The sequence below is a fragment of the Undibacterium sp. GrIS 1.2 genome (genome assembly GCF_040544435.1).
Taxonomy (GTDB): Bacteria; Pseudomonadota; Gammaproteobacteria; order Burkholderiales; family Burkholderiaceae_D; genus Undibacterium.
In genome coordinates this window covers 43,265-58,963 of the sequence record NZ_JBEONP010000006.1, presented here as the reverse complement: position 1 = coordinate 58,963, position 15,699 = coordinate 43,265, and the positions used below count along the sequence as shown (strand labels likewise).

General features: G+C 48.1%; 15 protein-coding genes and 1 pseudogene. 4 read left to right on the top strand and 12 right to left on the bottom strand.

Annotated elements, in window-relative coordinates:
• Window positions 1–389: 389 nt before the first annotated feature.
• The 3 genes and pseudogenes from AAKU61_RS04000 to AAKU61_RS03990 form a co-directional block, all read right to left on the bottom strand.
• Entirely contained in the window at window positions 390–1,244 is an 855-nt protein-coding gene (locus AAKU61_RS04000) for a hypothetical protein (protein WP_354329841.1), read from the bottom strand.
• 232 nt (window positions 1,245–1,476) lie between these two features.
• Window positions 1,477–4,053: an ATP-dependent chaperone ClpB gene (gene clpB, locus AAKU61_RS03995; RefSeq protein WP_354329840.1), complete on the bottom strand. Its 2,577-nt coding sequence runs from the start codon at window positions 4,051–4,053 to the stop codon at window positions 1,477–1,479.
• Between the two features lie 222 nt (window positions 4,054–4,275).
• A pseudogene (locus AAKU61_RS03990) lies at window positions 4,276–4,521 on the bottom strand (type II toxin-antitoxin system CcdA family antitoxin).
• Between the two features lie 657 nt (window positions 4,522–5,178).
• Between AAKU61_RS03990 and AAKU61_RS03985 the strand changes: the two are divergent.
• A complete protein-coding gene (locus AAKU61_RS03985) occupies window positions 5,179–5,652 on the top strand; it encodes a hypothetical protein (RefSeq protein ID WP_354329838.1) in 474 nt (157 codons plus the stop codon).
• A 194-nt stretch (window positions 5,653–5,846) separates the two neighbouring features.
• Window positions 5,847–6,218, top strand: coding sequence for a T6SS immunity protein Tdi1 domain-containing protein (locus tag AAKU61_RS03980; RefSeq protein WP_354329836.1), 372 nt, complete (start codon window positions 5,847–5,849; stop codon window positions 6,216–6,218).
• 51 nt (window positions 6,219–6,269) lie between these two features.
• Here the strand turns inward: AAKU61_RS03980 and AAKU61_RS03975 are convergent, their stop codons facing one another.
• The 9 genes from AAKU61_RS03975 to AAKU61_RS03935 form a co-directional block, all read right to left on the bottom strand.
• The gene (locus AAKU61_RS03975; RefSeq protein ID WP_354329834.1) at window positions 6,270–6,758 is read right to left on the bottom strand and encodes a hypothetical protein; all 489 of its coding nucleotides are present in this window, start codon (window positions 6,756–6,758) and stop codon (window positions 6,270–6,272) included.
• 63 nt (window positions 6,759–6,821) lie between these two features.
• Complete coding sequence (gene pip / locus AAKU61_RS03970; protein ID WP_354329832.1) at window positions 6,822–7,781, bottom strand: prolyl aminopeptidase; 960 nt, start codon at window positions 7,779–7,781, stop codon at window positions 6,822–6,824.
• A gap of 120 nt (window positions 7,782–7,901) precedes the next feature.
• Complete coding sequence (gene crcB, locus AAKU61_RS03965; RefSeq protein WP_354329830.1) at window positions 7,902–8,294, bottom strand: fluoride efflux transporter CrcB; 393 nt, start codon at window positions 8,292–8,294, stop codon at window positions 7,902–7,904.
• A gap of 183 nt (window positions 8,295–8,477) precedes the next feature.
• Entirely contained in the window at window positions 8,478–8,927 is a 450-nt protein-coding gene (gene moaE, locus AAKU61_RS03960; RefSeq protein ID WP_354329828.1) for a molybdopterin synthase catalytic subunit MoaE, read from the bottom strand.
• 5 nt (window positions 8,928–8,932) lie between these two features.
• A complete protein-coding gene (gene moaD / locus AAKU61_RS03955) occupies window positions 8,933–9,190 on the bottom strand; it encodes a molybdopterin converting factor subunit 1 (protein ID WP_323492002.1) in 258 nt (85 codons plus the stop codon).
• Between the two features lie 103 nt (window positions 9,191–9,293).
• Window positions 9,294–10,517 carry a molybdopterin molybdotransferase MoeA gene (locus tag AAKU61_RS03950; RefSeq protein ID WP_354329827.1) on the bottom strand — a complete coding sequence of 408 codons (1,224 nt, stop codon included), beginning with the start codon at window positions 10,515–10,517 and terminating at the stop codon, window positions 9,294–9,296.
• A gap of 240 nt (window positions 10,518–10,757) precedes the next feature.
• Complete coding sequence (leuA, locus tag AAKU61_RS03945; RefSeq protein WP_354329825.1) at window positions 10,758–12,479, bottom strand: 2-isopropylmalate synthase; 1,722 nt, start codon at window positions 12,477–12,479, stop codon at window positions 10,758–10,760.
• Between the two features lie 509 nt (window positions 12,480–12,988).
• Window positions 12,989–13,381 (bottom strand): VOC family protein, encoded by a 393-nt coding sequence (locus tag AAKU61_RS03940; protein ID WP_354329823.1) that lies wholly within the window; start codon window positions 13,379–13,381, stop codon window positions 12,989–12,991.
• 337 nt (window positions 13,382–13,718) lie between these two features.
• The gene (locus tag AAKU61_RS03935) at window positions 13,719–14,123 is read right to left on the bottom strand and encodes an NUDIX domain-containing protein (RefSeq protein WP_354329821.1); all 405 of its coding nucleotides are present in this window, start codon (window positions 14,121–14,123) and stop codon (window positions 13,719–13,721) included.
• A 252-nt stretch (window positions 14,124–14,375) separates the two neighbouring features.
• Here AAKU61_RS03935 and AAKU61_RS03930 point away from each other — a divergent pair, with 252 nt between their 5' ends.
• On the top strand, window positions 14,376–14,609 hold the full coding sequence (locus tag AAKU61_RS03930; RefSeq protein WP_354329819.1) for a DUF1272 domain-containing protein: 234 nt from the start codon (window positions 14,376–14,378) through the stop codon (window positions 14,607–14,609).
• Between the two features lie 65 nt (window positions 14,610–14,674).
• On the top strand, window positions 14,675–15,589 hold the full coding sequence (locus tag AAKU61_RS03925; RefSeq protein ID WP_322118800.1) for an EamA family transporter: 915 nt from the start codon (window positions 14,675–14,677) through the stop codon (window positions 15,587–15,589).
• Window positions 15,590–15,699 lie beyond the last annotated feature (110 nt).

The window sequence follows — 15,699 nt, the reverse complement described above, 5'->3', positions numbered from 1 at the left end:
AAACTGGCGACATTCAATCTGCATATAAGTGAGATATCAATATACTCCCTATTATTTACAGGAAAATCACCCTATTGCCCATACTTTATATGGACGATCTAAATATACTTACCAGGTGTATATAAAAATTCAAACTAGGGAGTAGACGTACCGCAGATCAAAAACAAATCCAATCTAAAGAGATCGGTCAACACCCTTACTGCATTGCGCAGCATGGGTTTAGAACTCAATTTACTTCACTTACTTTACTCCGACACCAACACACCGTTATCTTGGTGTCGTCAATCCGATTAAAAAAACTAACGAACGAACTAATGAACAAACTCCCAGCAATATTCAAAATCTCTTCATCGACTGCGATATTGAACGCCTTTTACATTAAAAATGAACTAGGGTTTTGTCTTAACCAGCAATTCCATGAAGTAACTATTGTTGGTCCAAATTGGCTCTGTCTTCATTTGATAAGATATCGACGCCGCGCGCAAACGCTCTTCGAATGGCGTTATATCTGAGGAACGCAATGCTTTCAATGTGACGGTCACAACACCTTCGCGATCCGCTACTCCTGCCAAAATTACGCCACCCAACAGCTTGTCACTAAACATGCGTCGAACATCCAATGCGGCTTGCGATTCAAGCTGAGTTACTTGTTTTGATGAGTCCGCTGGCGCAGTAGCCAAAAGAACAGTATCCCGCAATGTTTTACGGCTCCACCACTTTGGTATGCTGATGTTTGCTGAGTCGTAAGAAAATATCGTAACAACCTCGTGACCACTAAATGTTGACTCAATCTTTAATCCTTCATAAAGATCGTCCCTTGCAATACGGATCTTAGCGTCACCCTCATAACTCTTGAGAAGGTCATACCGGCGTGCTGGCGCTCGCTGTGAAAAACTTACCCATCCATCCTCACATTTATAGTCTCTGTTAAATGTCCACTCACTATTTGCACTGGTAGGCATGCTTATCGGCAGTACGCCATCTCTTTCGGTTTTCCAAAAAAAATATAAGCCATGAAGAGTATCTCCTTTGATTTCAAGTTCACCAGAAGTAACATTGATCAAATTTAGCTTGAATAATTTACTGGCATCAACGAATGCAGGATCAATAAAAGCGACACCATTCCTATCAATAGAATGAATGCTAAATCTACCGTTTAAATCTGGACAATTTTGTTTTCCAGCGGCAAATCCTAAAGAGTAAATAGACAGCAAAAACAGTCCCAAAATAATCGGAAATCTCATAACCACCTCTTTCAATTTCCAACTAGATTAGATGTTTAAACCCAGATTTTCCATTAGACCGCTACCACTCCGTAGTTGAAACCGCCACCCAGATTACATCCAGTGCTGAGAGCAATAATACCACCACGATTTGAATACAAGCGCTACAGCAATAAGCCCTTACTGCATTGCGCAGTAAGGGCTTGGAACTCACTTCATCTCACTTCGCCTAACTTCGATGACTTCACTTACTTTAGTTAAACACCAACACCCCATTATCAACATCAACCTTAATCACATCCTTAGGTCCAAACTTACCTTGCAACAGCAACTTGGATAATGGATTTTCGATCTCTTGCTGAATCGCGCGTTTGAGTGGTCGTGCGCCGTACACCGGGTCGAAACCTGCTTCTGCGATTTTCTGCAATGCCGCTTCGCTGATGTGCAAGCCCATGTCCATTTGTGTCAGACGTTTTTCCAAATCATGTAACTGGATCTTAGCAATGGCGCCGATGTTTTTGGCATCAAGCGCGTGGAATACGACGATATCGTCAATCCGGTTAATAAACTCTGGGCGGAAATGCATTTTTACTTCGCCCATGACCGCCATTTTTATCACTGCCGGATCACTGCCTTCCATCGCCTGAATCTGATGCGAACCAAGGTTGGAGGTCATCACGATGACCGTGTTTTTAAAATCCACCGTGCGGCCTTGCCCATCGGTCAGACGACCGTCGTCCAGCACTTGCAGCAGCACATTAAAGACATCCTGATGCGCTTTCTCTACCTCGTCTAACAGAATCACGCTGTACGGCTTGCGACGTACTGCCTCGGTCAGATAACCGCCCTCTTCATAACCTACATAGCCAGGAGGCGCACCGATTAAACGCGAGACAGAATGCTTCTCCATAAATTCGCTCATGTCGATACGGATCAGCGAATCTTCTGTATCAAACATAAAGCCTGCGAGGGCTTTGCAAAGCTCGGTTTTACCAACGCCCGTCGGGCCCAAAAATAAGAAAGAACCGTAAGGCCGGTTGGGATCACCCAAGCCAGCGCGGGAGCGGCGGATGGCATCTGATACCGCGCCAATAGCCTCGTCCTGCCCGACCACACGCTTATGCAAAACCTCTTCCATTTGCAGCAACTTCTCGCGCTCGCCTTGCATCATGCGCGAGACTGGGATACCGGTCGCACGCGAGACAATCTCGGCAATTTCTTCCGCACCGACTTGGGTGCGCAGCAGCTTGTGCTTGCCTTGGTTACCCGCCTGAGTTGCGTCTGCTTGCTTAAGCTGCGCCTCTAGTTCTGGCATACGGCCATACTGCAACTCGGACATGGTTTGCCAGTCACCGCGACGTTTGGCATCTTCCATTTGCAGGCGGATTTTTTCTATCTCTTCTTTAATATGGGTGCTACCTTGGACAGTAGCTTTTTCTGACTTCCAGATTTCTTCCAGATCGGCGTATTCTAGCGAGAGTTTGGCGATTTCTTCTTCGATCAATACCATCCGCTTTTTAGAACCTTCGTCTTTCTCACGCTTGACTGCCTCGCGCTCGATCTTGAGTTGGATCAGACGACGATCCAGCTTATCCATGACCTCTGGTTTCGAGTCAATTTCGATCTTGATTTTAGCCGCCGCCTCATCAATCAAATCAATCGCTTTATCGGGTAAAAACCGATCAGTAATATACCGGTGCGACAATTCTGCCGCTGCGATAATCGCAGGGTCAGTGATGTCTACACCGTGATGGACTTCGTACTTTTCTTGCAGTCCACGCAGGATAGCAATTGTTGCCTCGACGCTAGGTTCATCAACGATAATTTTTTGGAAGCGGCGTTCCAGCGCCGCATCTTTCTCTATATATTTGCGATATTCGTCCAGCGTCGTGGCTCCGACGCAATGTAATTCGCCGCGTGCCAATGCAGGCTTAAGCATATTACCGGCATCCATAGCGCCCTCTGCCTTACCCGCGCCGACCATGGTGTGCAACTCGTCAATAAAGACGATGGTCTGACCTTCATCCATGGCGATTTCTTTGAGCACCGCTTTGAGACGTTCTTCAAACTCACCGCGGAATTTAGCGCCTGCCAGCAAGGCCGCCATGTCTAGCGACAACACCCGTTTAGACTTCAGACTGTCCGGCACTTCACCATTGACGATCCTTTGCGCCAGACCTTCCACAATGGCGGTCTTACCAACGCCAGGTTCACCGATCAATACCGGATTATTTTTACTGCGACGTTGCAAAATCTGGATAGCACGACGAATCTCGTCATCCCGACCGATCACAGGATCAAGCTTGCCCAGGCGGGCGCGCTCAGTCAGATCGAGCGTATATTTTTTCAAGGCTTCGCGCTGACCTTCGGCCTCTTGCGAATTGACCGTACCGCCACCACGTACTGCGGCAATCGCTGCTTCTAAGGATTTACGGGTAAGACCGTTTTCACGTGCCAGCTTGCCGGCTTCTGATTTGTCATCAGATAAAGCTAGCAAGACCATTTCGCTAGCAAGGAATTCATCACCCCGCTTCTGAGCCTCTTTATCCGCCAGATTAAGCAAGCCCATCAGCTCGCGGCCAATTTGTACTTGCCCGTCGGTACCAGACACCTTGGCTAAACGATCCAAGGCGCTTTTTAAAGCGTTGGTCAACGCAGGCACATTGACGCCAGAGCGCTGCAACAGCGAACGGCTACCGCCATCCTCCTGGTTGATCAGTGCCAGCAGCACATGCACTGGCTCAATATATTGGTTGTCATTACCCACCGCCTGACTTTGCGCGTCAGAGATGGCTTCTTGCAATTTGGTAGTTAGTTTGTCGAGTCGCACTGGATGCTCCCTAAGTAATCGTATGTCCGATAGATTAGGACTTTAGGGATGCATTTCAAGGCGTGATGTTGGAACAAGCTGCGGAAAGCTTGTTCTGTATCAAAGAAGTGAGGAATAAGTTAAGAAGATGAACTGCTTAGTGAGTGAAAGATTAGCCCGCGGGGAAGGAATGCTATTTTTTGTTTTGTGAATTTTGATTCCTACGAATGATGACCCAAGACATCAAAAACTCCGAAGACCGTCACTAAACACGCCATTCTCATCCACGAATTGATTGTATGCCGCAATAGCGTTCTGATTTTAAGCTAACCAAAGTTCAGCCTGTTTTAATTTAAGTTGATTAATCAGCGCGAATTCTAATGTGGCAGATAGATTAATATCCAAGTCCCTGACACCTCTGAGCAAATCACTATTGATACTCAGGTTTGTCGTTTTTTTGGGTGTATTTTGATCGTATAAGGCTGACATTGCCTACCCCATATTCAGTTGAAGATCAATATTTACACGTAATCATGCGGACGGTTTATAAGGATCAAGATGTGACATTAAATTGGTAAGCGTGATTTTGCAGGTGTGATGTTTTTGTCTATTTGGTTATACTTTGTATTTAATCATCATAACCAAATACAGCTCACATTCATGAACGTTGCATGAGGTACGAAGCAAGCATCCTTTTCTGATGCCGTCGGGTATTATCGCAAAATGAAAATTAAATCACGTTATCTACTATCTTAAAGGTAATCCACGGACCAAGAAAAAATTTCAGAACTTAGACTATGGGATTGGGTAAAAGCCATTTCGACCCTAATTTTAGTTGGGGTTATCGCCTACAAGATCTACATAACGCCAACATCTTTAAGTATCGACTTCCCAACACTTCTATCACTGCTACTAGCACTTTTTTCAGTGGCTCTGTCGGCATTGTTCTATTTTAAGGCAACAGATACAAGCAACGCGTTCTGCGACAACACATATAAATTCACACGTGATATCGCTCAGCTATTGGTAAAGATTGAGAGTGGATTTGGAGAGCGCTTGCGGCACCTTGATGAGGGTTACTCGTCGATGCGAAATTACCTGCAAAATGGTTCCTCGAATCAAACAGACAACGTCGAACGAACAAAGATGAAGTTGGAATCAGAAGAGCAGGAAGTTGAGAAAGTTGTAGCTGAGCGCAATGAAATTATTCAGCAATTGGTGGAACGCTCGCATCTCCAGCAAGAAGAAAAGGGGCAGATATTATCGCAGTTAAAGGCGAAAGAAGAAGAGCTAGCTCAATTCCAACACGAGATAGCGAAGCTCAACCGCCGCCTTGCGCTGGAGCGAGCGAGCCGAAGAGCAGCTCGCGACGATTTGCCAAGTATGGAGAGCGGCATTTCTGATTTCACTTTCAACAATGTGATCCGAAAAATGGGGCCCGATAGAGTTATCGCGCTCCCCAGTTCAATTATCCGTAAAAAATTCTCCGAAATCGCAGGCGAACTTCCTGGTGGTTACATCGAAGATTTAGAAAAGTATGGTTTTTTCGACGATGGACTAACTATTTCAGGGGCCAAATACCTTAAAACTCTTGCAGAGAAGTTCCGTGATCATGGATAGCAGGACGGTCGAGGGGGAATCGCGAATGACGATTTCACCATTTATTAATTTTCTGGTAGCTGCGATCCCGGCACCTCTGCGTTAGGTTACAAATGGTAAGTTGGTCCCAGATCACGATCCACCCAAGCGACGCAGCAGTCAATGTTCTTCGCGAAAGTTGGCGATGGCAGCTTGGAGATGCTTGGACGCCGCTCATGTTCTCTGCCATCGGCGACGTCTTTTTTGAAGTTTCGGCAGGAACGGTTTGGTGGCTGAGCACTGCGACAGGTGCATTAGAGCAAGTGGCAGAATCGCGTGAGCAGTTTGCGTCGTTGCTTGAAGGTGACGCAGTTGACGAATGGTTTCTGCCGTGTCTGGTGGAGGTGTTGTACGCACAAGGCAAACAACTCGGAGAAGATCAGTGCTACACCTATGCCATTCTGCCAATTTTTTCGGAAGGCAGCTTCAGCGCAGAGAACATGTACCCGGTGCTGGCGGCCGAGCATTTCTCCATGAGCGGCCATCTGCATGAGAGCATTCGAAAGCTCCCAGACGGTGCACAGGTTCAAGTGACTATCTCAGACTGAGCTTTGGGTACGAGTGCAGAATAAGCCTTTCATACGCTCATTCTCATTTTTTTAATTAACTCTCTGATCACACGGTTTTGCATCCGGTAAGAACCCAACAGCAATACACAGTGCCGTAACAAGACCAAGAGTAGGCAATAAAATATAAAATAATGTCAGAAACTCTGGTGCCGCAGGTGGAAAGACATCAACAATCTGACCAGTACGTTTATTCACCCAAGCGACCAGAGTGATGTCCTTCCCGTGACGCTCGTGGAATTCGTGCAACATTGGAATCGGGTGATCTGGAATAATCGTTTGAATTTCGGCTTGAGGAGAGTTCGAACTTTTCAATGTCAAATATAAACGCCAATAACTTCTTGCATGGCGATATGGGTCTTGGTCGGTAAAAACTGAAGAAACGAGTAGTACTGGACGCTTCTCTATATCCTGAAACTCGCTATTTCTCAGCTCATAAATAAGCAATGACCAAGCAAAGCAATGGAGTATCCCAGCCAAAAAAGCATAGCAGATAATCTTTCGGCGGAAATTTGATTTCATTCGTACAAACTTACCGAACAATTACCAGCAGCCGAAACGTAAGTGAAACTCATATTCAATTCCCTAAAAAAACCGCCCACCAGTTTTAAAATCCTCCGTCGCCTTCACCAGCGCACTCGCAATCCCGGGCTCCATCGCGGCGTGACCAGCATCGCCGATCACGTGGTAAGCCGCTTCTGGCCAAGCCTGATGCAAGCGGTAGGCTGAGATTGGTGGGCAAATGACGTCGTAGCGGCCTTGTACGATGACGGCTGGCAGGTGCTGGATTTTGCTGATTTTCTGGATCAACTGGTCTTCTTCCATGAAGGCTGCGTGCAGCATGTAATGCGCTTCTAAACGACCGATGCCGAGGCTAACCGCGTCTGACTCAAAGTCTTCAATCGCTTGCGGCTGCGGCTCCAGGAACAGGCAAGATCCTTCGTAGCGGCTCCAGTTGCGGGCGGCTTCCATGTAGATTGCCGGGTCGTCACAAAACAGGCGCTTTACGTAGGCTTGCAGCAGATCGTGGCGTTCTTCTGCGGGAATGGCGTCGGCAAAGCGCTGATGCACTTCGGGATAAAAATTGCCCATGCCGTTGACAAACCAATCGACTTCCGCCTTGGTGCACAAGAAGATGCCGCGCAGGATGAAACCGAGGCAGCGTTCCGGATGCGCTTCGCCATAGGCCAGAGCCAGTGTAGAACCCCATGATCCGCCGAAAACTAGCCACTCGGAGATGTCGAGCATGACGCGAATTTTTTCAATATCGTCGATCAGGAGCGGCGTCGTGTTATTGCGATATTCACCTAGCGGAGTCGATTTGCCAGCGCCGCGCTGATCGAACAGGACGATGCGGTAATGCGCCGGATCAAAAAATCGCCGGTGCGTAGGCGAGGTGCCGCCACCGGGTCCGCCATGCAAAAACAGCACTGGCTGCCCGTCAGGATTGCCACATTCTTCCCAATACAAGGTGTGCAAATCATCGACTTGCAACATGCCTGTCTTGTAGGGTTCAATCGGTGGAAATAGAGATAAGTTGGACATAAATACGCTCGATCAGGTTAAACAGCAAATAAATACTAGGGGACTGTATTTTTAATCGTCCAATGATTATTTGGACATAAAGGTATAAATTGGCACATACTCCCCTATAAATACTATATTTCAGGATAAATGAGTCAATCCACGCCAACTGGCAAATCCGGCGAAACACAACAAAATAGAACCAAACAAATGCAGGCTGGTGTGCAATAGGGCGACGGTATAATCGCCGCGCTGTAATAGCCCCATGGACTCTGCCGAGAAAGTGGAGAACGTCGTCAAGCCGCCCAAAAATCCGGTAATCACCAGCAAGCGCCATTCGGGCGACAGGTGCGGATTGGCAGAGAAAAACGCGACCGATAATCCGATGATGTAACTACCGCCGAGATTGGCAAGTAAGGTGCCGATGGGAAAGGATGGATGCGTGGCGTTAAGCCAGATGCCCAAGCCCCAGCGTAGCCAGGCACCAAGGGCAGCACCCAGACCGACTGCGAGAAAACTGAGGGTGTTCATCATTATGAGCAATCAAGGTTGGTGAGAGTTAAAGCAGGTGAATACAAAAGCGAGTGAGAATGAATGCAGGAGAGAAAATCACATACTCCCCATTATTTTTACTAAATATGCCTTATTGTCCAATGATTCTCTGGACGATTAAAATATACCCATTACCAGTATTAATTTAATGGCGCTAAATCTCTCTTACTTCCACTTATCCAGCGCCTTATCATCCGTCTCCCGCGCATCGACCCAGCGTGCGCCTTGCGGAGTTTGCTCTTTCTTCCAAAACGGTGCCTGCGTCTTCAGATAATCCATCACAAATTCGCAGGCGGCAAAGGCTTCGCCTCGGTGTGCCGATGCAACTGCTACCAACACAATCTGATCCAAAGGCTTGAGCGAACCGACCCGGTGGATCACCAAAGCGTCCAGCAAGTGCCAGCGCGCGTGGGCTTGCTGAACAATTTGCTCTAGGGCTTTTTCTGTCATGCCGGGATAATGCTCCAGCTCCATGGCATGAATATCCAAGCCGTCATTCAGATCGCGCACCAGACCAACAAAGCTGACGATGGCACCGATGGCAGGATTGCCTGAACGGAGTTTGGCCAGTTCGGTACTGACATCAAAATCGTCGGTTTGTACAAAGATAGGCATTGCGATCAACCGCCAGTCACAGGGGGGAAAAACGCGACCTCGCCACCGTCTTCGATCAAGGTATCGGCATCCGTCAACTGCTGGTCGTAGGCCATGCGCAAAGCACGCCCCTCAGCCAGAGCGTCGGCCCAAACATCACCGCGAGCGATTAACCAGTGACGGACATCGCCGATGGTTTTAACTTCTGCGGGTAAATTGACCGTCTCTTCCGAGGTATTAAGTGCTTCGCGGATGCTGGCAAAAAAACGTAATTGAATTTTCATAAAAAAGCTAAAACTGTTTAACTAACGGGATGACTAACGGGAGAAAAAATTAACGCTGAAAGCGACAGCGTTCATTGCATTATGAATTGCGCCACCGACCGTATCACGACATCAAACTGGCAAATGGGATAAAGCGTACTAAATCCCCTTTTGCAATCGCCTGCCCTGCCGCCACGTCGATCAAACCGTCGCCCCAAACGGTCGAGGTAAGTACGCCTGAGCTTTGGTTGGTAAACAGATCCAGCCCGTCTGACTGATTCAGTTTAACGCGTAAAAATTCGTTGCGGCGATCCGGTTTGGGCCAATCAAAATCGGCGCGCATCCTATACGATTGCGGCGCAATATTTGTTGCGATATCAGTCACGCCCTGCATCGCCAAAATAAACGGCCGCACAAATAATAAAAACGTGACGAAGCTGGAGACCGGATTGCCAGGCAAACCTAAGAAGAAGGCTGATTGGACTTCACCAAAAGCCAATGGCTTGCCGGGTTTGACCGCGATCTGCCACATATTGAGACGACCTTCTGCCTCGACTGCGGGCCTGATATGATCTTCTTCGCCGACAGAAACGCCGCCCGAGGTAATGATCAGATCATGCGTTTGTGCGGCCAGCCTTAGGGTGTCGCGGGTCGATTGCAAATTATCAGGCACGATGCCGTAATCGGTGATCTCGCAGCCCATGTTTTGCAACAGGCCGGTCAAGGTAAAGCGGTTGGAATTGTAGATCGCACCTGGCTTTAAGGCTTCGCCTGGCATTGCCAGTTCATCGCCAGTAAAAAATATCGCTACCCGGAGTTTGCGCACCACAGGCAAGGTTGCCAGACCGACCGAGGCAGCCAAGCCGAGTTCTTGCGCGCGCAGGCGAGTACCTGCTGGCAAAATCGTGGCGCCGGATTGAATGTCCTCGCCTTGCCGACGTATCCATTCACCTGGCTTAGGCGCATGCGCCACTGTCACGATGTCGCCATCCAGACTGCATTGCTCTTGCATGACAACGGCATCAGCACCGTCAGGTATCATCGCCCCTGTAAAAATTCTGGCTGTAGTCCCGGCAGCCAGCGCTTGTCCGATATGCCCTGCAGGAATACGTTGGGTCACGCGCAGTTGCGCAGTGCCGCTGACACAATCAGCTGCGCGCACGGCATATCCGTCCATTTGGGTATTGTCCATCGGCGGCACATGCAGCAAAGATCGTTGCGCTTGCGCCAGCACGCGACCATTGGCCTCTAGCGTGGAGACAATTTCAGTCTCGGTCAAAGGTCGCGCTGCACTCAATAAAAAATCAAGAGCTTGGGCGACGCTGAGCATCGGTTTTTTTTCAGTCATAGCCTTGTCGGTCATCGCGGAAATAGTTCGGAAAAGTGTTGAGTAATTTGCCCAACATTGTAGCCTTCCGCACCATTTGGCGCTGCATCATAGCGATGTGCAGCGCACAAACTGTGGCCGGTGAGTATCAAGGGCGCTTACGTGGCCATTACGTGGCCATTACGTGCCCATTAAGTACCCATTAAGTACCCATTAAGTGCTCATTACGTGCCGCTTATATGCTCCTTAAGTAAGCCTACGTTACGCCGCCTTACTGATAGCGATGGGCTGATCTTTATCCGCGATAATTGCTGTCACTTTGTTGCTGATGTTCACACTACGATTGATCGCACCAATCACCGCTTTAAAAGACGCTCTGACAATATTGCCATCCAGCGCAACACCGAACTGAGTCACACCCTGCTCTACCCGTAATTCCACATAACAGGCCGCTTGAGCGTCAGCACCCGAGGTAATTGCGTGCTCGTGATAGTCCATCAATTTGATGTCGATACCTATTGCATTTACAAAGGCATCAATCGGGCCATTGCCATGACCTTTCAAGGTTTTTTTCTTACCATGATCTGTGATGTCGACTTCAATCTGTACTGATTCGGCTTGTGCGGTGTCTTCGCTCATGCGATGACCAACATAAGCATACGGCGCCAACTGATCCAGATATTCTTTTTTGAAAACGGCATAGATATCACTGGCAACAATTTCTTTTCCGCTGGTGTCGGTTACTGCTTGTACGACGCGGCTAAATTCAATTTGCAAACGACGTGGCAAAGACAATCCGTAATCTTGCTCCAGCAAATAGGCAACGCCGCCCTTACCTGACTGACTGTTAACTCGGATCACCGCATCGTAGCTGCGACCCAAATCCGCAGGGTCAATCGGCAAATACGGCACTTCCCAAATCGCATCTGGTTTTTGTTGGGCAAAACCTTTTTTGATCGCATCCTGATGTGAGCCAGAGAAAGCAGTAAATACCAGATCACCGACATAAGGATGACGTGGATGCACCGGCAATTGATTACAGTCCTCTACGCATTGACGCACCATATCAATATCAGAAAAATCGAGGCCAGGATGCACGCCTTGGGTGTAAAGGTTCAATGCCAAAGTCACCAGATCAACATTGCCGGTACGCTCGCCATTACCAAACAAACAGCCTTCAACCCGATCTGCACCGGCCATCACAGCCAGCTCGGCCGAGGCGACTGCCGTGCCGCGATCATTGTGTGGATGCACACTGATGATGATGGAATCGCGACGTGCTAATTTGCGATGCATCCATTCGATCTGATCGGCATACACATTGGGCGTACTTGACTCAACAGTGGATGGCAAGTTAAAAATCATCTTGTTGTACGGCGTCGGTTGCCAGACCTCAGACACGGCATCACACACATTTTTAGAGAAATCGAGTTCAGTGAGGCTGAAAGATTCTGGCGAATATTCAAAACCCCATTTGGTCTCCGGATGTTGTGCGACCAGTTCTTTAACGAGCTTGGTGCCGTTGACGGCGATGGCTTTAATCTCTTCACGCGACATACCAAAAACGATACGGCGGAAGGCTGGTGCTATGGAATTATACAAATGCACAATCGCCTGCTTTGCGCCGATAACTGACTCCACAGTACGACGGATTAACTCATCACGTGACTGAGTCAATACGATGATCGTGACATCATCGGGAATACGATTTTCATCAATCAGCTTACGGACAAAATCAAAATCCGTTTGTGATGCGGATGGAAAGCCGACTTCAATTTCTTTCAAACCGATCTGCACCAGCATCTCGAAGAATCGTAATTTTTTCTCAGGACTCATCGGCTCGATCAAAGCCTGGTTACCATCGCGCAAATCTGTACTCATCCAAATCGGCGGATGGGTAATGACCTTGTCAGGCCAGGTACGGTTAGTCAATTGCACAGGTGGGAAAGCGCGGTACTTCGCTGCTGGATTAGTCAACATCATGATGAGTCCTATTTTGGTCAATGCGGGTGAATTTGGGTGAAGCAAAAATCTTGAATCGGGGAGAATCTAATGTGGCACCAGGCTACCTGACGGCCACGGAACACTAGGCCAGGTAACCGATCGGTAGTGGTAGCAGAGCTAGCGCACGCGCAAAGATCATCACAGCGATGACATCGCCAGAGATGAGCGTTACGAGTATGGACTTAAAGTGCATATGCCAGCTTTCTACAACGTCGGACTATTTTGTTTGGATTTGGTGCAGCAGCACCGAGGGATACAACAACAGCTAGGGAGAATTACTGAGCAACGCTTAGTAGTAGCGCAGCCAGTAGCAGCAGCGCTAGCAGAGTGCTGGCGCCGTGCGATAAAGCTAGTATAGAATGAGTTTTTGCGGAATACATGCCGCTAATGTAGGCGACGATGCGCGTGGCTGTCAATAGCGGACTACAACAATGTCGGAAATTACTTAATACTGGCCTTGTGTTTGAGCGGTGCCAATTTATAACTACCTACAAAGGCTCATGACAACAAACACACAGCTTATTGCCGTCAGGATCACGGAAATAGGCACCGTAGTAATTGGGATGATATTCAGGCCGCAAGCCAGGAGCACCTTCACAACGACCGCCAGACGCCAAAGCGACTTGATAAGCACGATCAACTGTAGCGCGGTCGGAAGCCAATAAAGCAGTCATCTGCCCATTACCCGGAGTAGCAACTTCACCATTAAAAGGTCGGCCGATTACCAACAGAGGACGAGCAGCAAGCGGAGACATCCAACCAGCCCAAGGTTTGTCGTGATCACAAAATTTTAATTGCAACGCCAGTACATCCATCAACGCAGAATAAAACGCCAATGCTTTTGGGAAGTCGGTGATGCCGATGGAGATGTGGGAAAACATGGTTTATGTTTTTTTCGGTTATGTGGGATAGATTCCGGTTTAGTTAATGATATTTTACAAGCGAGAGAATGTTCCGGGAACCGAAAAAAAACATAGCCAGAGTATTGGTTGATACCGTCGGTCTATTCAACCATTACAAACAACAGCGACGTATAGACGATGGGCGTACAAAACAGTCGATCTAAATCGGAACATGGAGGCAATTTTGCCAAGCAGCGATAGCGTCACGCGTACGCAAAAACAATCCAGGCGGATAAACAAGATTAATAATATTTTCCGACCTTATGATGAATGTTTGGTTAGCTGCAGTATTGGAAGATATCACGTAAGTCCTTGACTAAACTTTCTCGCTAATCGCCAATTTGGCCAGAAATCGTTTCATATGCGGGTCTGCACGCTCAAACGGAACTTCGTTAAACGGAAACCAACAAATGCCCTCAAATTCCCGTTCGTCAAATCTAATGTTTTGATGCCGGCTGGCACGAAGTACGTACCATAACGAGACATCTGTGTGTCCAGCAGTAAGCCCGACAGTCGCAGTTATAGTCACAAATAGAGGGGCCTCAATTGGATGCGACGCGACAAAACCTAGCTCCTCCTCTAATTCTCGACCAACCGTAACGCGAGGGTGTTCACCTTGTTCTACGTGGCCGCCAGGCGGTAGCCATAGCTTGGCGTTCCGATGGTCAACCAGCAGGACATACCCATCATCTATTACGACAAAATAAGACACCAGGTGCATTGGAGGTGTGGCCGGTTTTGTTACTCTGCATAATTCAACGCCGGAGTCTATCCATGTCAGGCAGCGAGAAATATCATCACGCTCCAAAGTGTCGAAAGGGGAAATAGACAAAATTTCGTCTCGGATTTGCTGGAGCATAGTCTTCGGTAATTTTTTCAATGAACGGGGCTTGATCGGACAAGTATTATGATCAGTTTTTTTGAACTATGCGTGATATTCTACTTTCACCTTAAGCACATCCATCAGAAAAACATGCTACAACTTCGTCCTAACTGCGAGCATTGCGATTGTGATTTACCTCCCGATTCCCAGCAGGCTCGTATCTGCACTTTTGAATGCACATTTTGTGCAAGCTGCGCAGATCAGGTGTACCAGAATATCTGCCCCAATTGCGGAGGCAATCTGGTCGCCAGACCAATCCGACCAGCGAATAAATTGACCACATATCCAGCCTCACAAGAACGTGTACACAGACCCGTTAGCTGATCGATGGCTTTATTGTAAGCTCTGGTCAAGACGACTTCCTATTCACTCCATGCACATCTATTTTCATGTCTAAAAATGTCCTCACCACTCGTCATTTAATAACCGCATTGATTGTTGTCTGTTTATGGGGAATGAATTTTGTCGTGATTAAGATTGGTTTGAAAGGGATTCCGCCATTTTTGATGGGCGCACTGCGTTTTATGCTGGTGGCCTTTCCTGCGATTTTATTTTTGCCACGACCTAAGGTGCCGTTTAAATTGCTGGTGGCCTATGCTTTGACCATTAGTCTTGGTCAGTTTGCTTTTTTGTTCTCGGCCATGGCGGTTGGCATGCCTGCTGGATTGGCCTCGCTGGTGCTACAGGCGCAGGCATTTTTTACGGTTGGTCTGTCTGCCATCGTGTTTGGCGACAAGCTGCGCGCCAGCAATTTGATTGGTATGTTGATCGCTAGTGCGGGGTTGATACTTCTTGGTAGCGCTAGTATTGCAAGTTCTGGCAGTCAGGTGAGTTTGTTGGGTTTTGTGCTGACGATCTGCGCTGCCTTCTCTTGGGCCAGCGGCAATGTGATCAATAAAAAAATTGGCCCGACCGCGGTATTAAGTCTGGTGTCGTGGAGTGCTTTGATCCCGATTATTCCCTTCGCCCTACTGTCGCTCATTTTTGAAGGTCCCGACGTGATTGCGCATAGCCTGAGCAATATGAGTCTGTCTTCTGCTTTGACGATCGTGTATCTGGCGCTGGCAGCAACGCTGATTGGCTACACCTTGTGGGGCCGCTTATTGTCTAGTCTGCCCACGCATATGGTGGCGCCGCTGACCTTAATGGTGCCTGTTATTGGTTTGACCGCCGCCTGGATTTTGCTTGGTGAGGCACTGCGGCCTTTACAAATTGTGGGGGCGCTGATCGTGATGTGTGGCTTGCTGATCAATGTGTTTGGCGCACGTTTGCTAGAGCGTACTCGCGTTTTGTTTGCGAGCTGAATCAGAATTTATCAACAAAAATCCAAATTTTGATCGTCCAATGATTCTGCGGCTCTCAGGCCAATATCGTTCCAGAGGCCGCATATATACTGGAGGATGCAAAAATTACC

Coding starts and splice junctions, on each gene's coding strand:
- AAKU61_RS03975 (WP_354329834.1), bottom strand. CDS start 6,758: ATGAAATCAAATTTCCGCCGAAAGATTATCTGCTATGCTTTTTTGGCT.
- AAKU61_RS03940 (WP_354329823.1), bottom strand. CDS start 13,381: ATGTTTTCCCACATCTCCATCGGCATCACCGACTTCCCAAAAGCATTG.
- AAKU61_RS03925 (WP_322118800.1), top strand. CDS start 14,675: ATGTCTAAAAATGTCCTCACCACTCGTCATTTAATAACCGCATTGATT.
- moaD (WP_323492002.1), bottom strand. CDS start 9,190: ATGAAAATTCAATTACGTTTTTTTGCCAGCATCCGCGAAGCACTTAAT.
- pip (WP_354329832.1), bottom strand. CDS start 7,781: ATGTCCAACTTATCTCTATTTCCACCGATTGAACCCTACAAGACAGGC.
- moaE (WP_354329828.1), bottom strand. CDS start 8,927: ATGCCTATCTTTGTACAAACCGACGATTTTGATGTCAGTACCGAACTG.
- crcB (WP_354329830.1), bottom strand. CDS start 8,294: ATGATGAACACCCTCAGTTTTCTCGCAGTCGGTCTGGGTGCTGCCCTT.
- AAKU61_RS03950 (WP_354329827.1), bottom strand. CDS start 10,517: ATGACTGAAAAAAAACCGATGCTCAGCGTCGCCCAAGCTCTTGATTTT.
- leuA (WP_354329825.1), bottom strand. CDS start 12,479: ATGATGTTGACTAATCCAGCAGCGAAGTACCGCGCTTTCCCACCTGTG.
- AAKU61_RS03980 (WP_354329836.1), top strand. CDS start 5,847: ATGTTCTCTGCCATCGGCGACGTCTTTTTTGAAGTTTCGGCAGGAACG.
- AAKU61_RS04000 (WP_354329841.1), bottom strand. CDS start 1,244: ATGAGATTTCCGATTATTTTGGGACTGTTTTTGCTGTCTATTTACTCT.
- AAKU61_RS03985 (WP_354329838.1), top strand. CDS start 5,179: ATGAAGTTGGAATCAGAAGAGCAGGAAGTTGAGAAAGTTGTAGCTGAG.
- AAKU61_RS03930 (WP_354329819.1), top strand. CDS start 14,376: ATGCTACAACTTCGTCCTAACTGCGAGCATTGCGATTGTGATTTACCT.
- AAKU61_RS03935 (WP_354329821.1), bottom strand. CDS start 14,123: ATGCACCTGGTGTCTTATTTTGTCGTAATAGATGATGGGTATGTCCTG.